Below are 2,610 nucleotides of genomic sequence, written 5' to 3'. Positions count from 1 at the left end.
GGGGCGCCGCCGGACTGGGACCGCCGCGCGTGCACCGGGCCGGCCTCCGGCATGCCCCCGGTTCTGCGGATGTTCATGTGCGATTGACTGATCACGCCAGGTTCCTCGCCGCATCGACTCCCCGATATCAGTAACAACCCGTCGGAAATGCCGATTATTCCCGTTTCAGCTCGGGCGCCCGCCGGCCCGAGACCGGAACAGGTCGGCGAAGGCGCGCAGGTCGCGCGGGTTGAGGTCCGACACCGCCCAGTAGGTGAGGTCGCCGAGGTGCCAGCGCTCGATCGTGGACCCGTCCCGCCGTCCCTCGCCGTCCGCAGCCCCGTCGGCGGCGGAGACCACCGTGACGCTGATCACGTGCCGGTCGCGGCGATAGACCAGGGTCGGCACGGGGGTGCCGGCGACGATGTCGACCCGGCCGCCGATCAACGGGAAGCCCCGGTCCGACAGGTCCGGAGCCTCGGGCGCGATGGTGGTCCGTCCGTTGAACCAGGGTTTCACCACGTGCCGGTCCGAGGAGGCGACGTCGAAGGGCTGGGGCGCCGCGAGGCCGCGGAGGTGGCCGGCGAGCACGGACGCGCCCGTATCGGGGGCGCCGCCGGGGCGGTCGAGATAGACGGCCCCGGCGCCGAGCGCGGCGCCGCCGGCGAGACCGAGGAGCAGCGTCGCGGCCAGCACCTGCCAGGAGCCGAGCCGGGTGCGGGATGGGGGCGGATCGGAGAAGCCGATCTGCTCGATCACGCCCGCCCGCAGGGTCTCCGGGGCCGACGGTCCCGCCAGAGGGCCGCGCAGGGCGCGCGAGAGGTCGCGGAGGCGCTCCGCCATCGCCCGCGCCGCGGGGTCCGCGGCGAGACGGCGCTCCATGGCCAGGACTTCGCCAGGGGACAGTTCGCCGTCCGCGTAGGCGCTGAGGAGCTGAAGGGTCTCGTCGTCGGTCATCGCCCGTCCTTCGCGAGCCGTACAAGCAGATGCTGCCGCGCGCGGCCGAGGCGCGACATCACGGTTCCGATCGGGACGCCGGTCACCGCGGCGATCTCCCGATAGCTGAGGCCATGGTACTCGCGCAGGATCAGCGCCTCCCGGAAGGCCACCGGCAGGGACCCGACCGCCCAGGCGAGCTGCCCCGCCTCGTCGCGGGCGATGAGGGTCGACTCGGGCGTCTCCGGGGCCTCGGCCAGGGCGCCTCCGGTCTCCAGTTCGGCGCGGGCTTCGGGGGCGAGGTCGTCGGCGAAGACCACCGCCCGCGGCCGGTGCCGCTGCAGCCAGGAATAGCCGGTGTTGCGGACGATCGTCAGGAACCAGGCGCGGGCATTGCCTTCGGCGAACCCCTCGATCGCCCGGTACGCGCGCAGACACGCCTCCTGCATCACGTCCTCGGCGTCGGTGGCATTTCCTGTGAGCCAGTGCGCGAGCCGGTAACCCTCGTCGAGGCGCGGCAGGACGAACTGGCTGAAGCGCGCCCGCGCCAGGGTCGTCATGTCGGCGGCCGGGCCGGGCCCGCCCCGTCGAGAGCCTGCGAAGCCATGGGGTCCCGACCCTCGTGCTCCAGACCGCAGCGTCGTGCCACACGATCAGGAACCGGTGGGCGGCGGGATTTATTCCCGCCCCGCGCCGGGACTTTCGGTCCGACGGCGCGCGGCTCTGCGGCCGGGCCCCGGCCTGCCTGGCGGCACGGGCCGGATGCGCGATCCCGGGCGTTCGCGTCCCTTCCAACGGGAAGGGGCAGGGCCGCCTCCTCGGAGACGGCGCCTGCCCCTGGATCAGCTCGCGGCTCGCGTCACGGTTCGGTGCCGCGATCGATCCCGAGCCGTCGGATCATTAGCGGCAGACCCGCCGCGGGCCCCAGGGAGTCGGGCGGAAGAAGCAGCGGGGGCCGTAGAAGCGCGGACGACGGTAGATCGGCCGGCAGCGCCCGTACGGGCCGGGCGCCCAGCCGGGTCCACAGCCGAAGGCGACGGTGCTGACAGACGCGGGGCCGGTGATCGCGGCGGCTCCGGCGGGTGCCAGGGGCGCCGCGCTGGCGGAGACGAGGCCGAGGCCGCCGATGACGGCCGCGGTCGCCGCGAACATCTTCACGTGCATCATGATCTGACCTTCTGTTCGATTTGTGCCGGTCGGGACCGACACAAGGCCACGATAGAATGGTCGTCTCGCCTGAATGTGGGCTGACCTCCGCCATAACCGTCCAGAAACAAACATTCCGGAACCCTCCGGCGGCGACCGCCGAGAGCAGACTTCCGGTCCGAACCGGCGTGATCGAAGGTTCCTGAGGCGCTGCGGATGGGGGGCCTCGGCCGCCGACGATGACGCCCTTCGGCTCGCGCAGGGGCTTGCGCAGGGGCTTGCGCCGGATCGGGCTGCTGCGTCTTCCGCTCCCGTTCCCGCGCCTTGAAAGGCGCTCAATCCTGGCCGCCGTCGGGCCGATCCCGCCCCGCTCCGAGACGCGTCCCCTCCCCGGGAATGGCATCGCGGGGCGCCGGGGCGCGGGACCGTACCGGGCCGGGCGCGGGGAGCGAACGCGCCGCAGGAACAGAGCCGCAGGGCTCGTGTTGTCTGCCAAATCTTTTTCACGAGGCGCGACGATGTCGGGTACAGCGAAGAAGACCGACCCCA

At 72.7% G+C, this 2,610-nt stretch carries 3 protein-coding genes; all 3 read right to left on the bottom strand.

Annotated features, from left to right (window positions below; all coding sequences use genetic code 11):
• Positions 1-165 precede the first annotated feature (165 nt).
• The 3 genes from I53_RS20550 to I53_RS20540 all read right to left on the bottom strand — a co-directional run bounded on the left by I53_RS20550 (position 166) and on the right by I53_RS20540 (position 2,082).
• A complete protein-coding gene (locus tag I53_RS20550; RefSeq protein ID WP_043354133.1) occupies positions 166-936 on the bottom strand; it encodes an anti-sigma factor in 771 nt (256 codons plus the stop codon).
• Entirely contained in the window at positions 933-1,475 is a 543-nt protein-coding gene (locus I53_RS20545; protein WP_043354131.1) for a sigma-70 family RNA polymerase sigma factor, read from the bottom strand. The genes I53_RS20550 and I53_RS20545 overlap by 4 nt, the downstream gene beginning before the upstream one ends.
• Before the next feature lie 340 nt (positions 1,476-1,815).
• The gene (locus tag I53_RS20540; protein ID WP_043354130.1) at positions 1,816-2,082 is read right to left on the bottom strand and encodes a GCG_CRPN prefix-to-repeats domain-containing protein; all 267 of its coding nucleotides are present in this window, start codon (positions 2,080-2,082) and stop codon (positions 1,816-1,818) included.
• Positions 2,083-2,610 lie beyond the last annotated feature (528 nt).

Origin of the sequence: Methylobacterium sp. B1, from assembly GCF_000333255.1 — a bacterium.
GTDB lineage: Bacteria > Pseudomonadota > Alphaproteobacteria > Rhizobiales > Beijerinckiaceae > Methylobacterium > Methylobacterium fujisawaense.
The sequence above is the reverse complement of the archived record's forward strand: the minus strand, read 5'-3'. Positions and strand labels throughout refer to the sequence as shown.